This is a genomic window from Synechococcus sp. BA-120 BA3, from assembly GCF_034931285.1.
GTDB lineage: Bacteria > Cyanobacteriota > Cyanobacteriia > PCC-6307 > Cyanobiaceae > Cyanobium.
In genome coordinates this window covers 1-683 of sequence record NZ_JAYGHZ010000227.1, presented here as the reverse complement: position 1 = coordinate 683, position 683 = coordinate 1, and the positions used below count along the sequence as shown (strand labels likewise).

The following is a 683-nucleotide window of genomic DNA, read 5'->3' as shown; positions in this document are numbered from 1 at the left end:
GGCCCGGGGCGGCGCCAGCAAAGCATCGGGTTGGAGCCGGTCCGGCAGGGCCCCCGCCAGCCGGTCGAGGAAGGCCGGGGCGTCGAGGGCCTCCAGCTGGCGGCAGCGGGTCGCCGGCGCGCTCCAGACCAGCTGGAAGCGGCGCTTGCCGAGGGGCAGCACCGCGAACGGCCCTTCCGGCCGCAGCAGTTCCCAGGCCTCGTCGTCGGCGCAGCCGCGCATCTCCACCTGCACGGTGAGGCAGGCCTGGCGGTAGGGATGGCTCCACAGACCGATGCCCAGGGCCCGGCGGGTGGGGGAGTCGGGGCCGTCGGCGGCCACCAGCAGGTCGGCGGCGTCTGTGTCCTTGGCGTGGTTGGCGGAGGCGGCTGTCGCCTGGTTGCCGAGCTCCAGGCGGACGGCGGGGTGCTGGCCCAGGCGCCGCAGCAGCAGCGCCATCAGGGGCCGGTGGGATCCGATCCAGCCCACCGCCTCGGCCTGGCCCAGGTCGGCCGGCTCGAAGCGCACATCGCGTTCGGCCGCCACGTCGCGCAGGTGGAGCCGGCGGAAGGGCACCAGGCTGGGCCGCAGGTCGCCCCAGAGCCCCAGGCGCTGCAGCAGCTCCCGGCTGGAGTGGGTGAAGGCATAGGCCCGCTCCCTGGCCTGCAGGGCCTCGGGGGTCAGGGGATCGTGCAGGCTCACCC

General features: G+C 75.8%; 1 protein-coding gene. It reads right to left on the bottom strand.

Annotated elements, in window-relative coordinates; genetic code table 11:
* Positions 1–683: Rossmann-fold NAD(P)-binding domain-containing protein (locus tag VB737_RS07455; RefSeq protein ID WP_500312273.1), on the bottom strand; the 683-nt coding region annotated here is incomplete at both ends.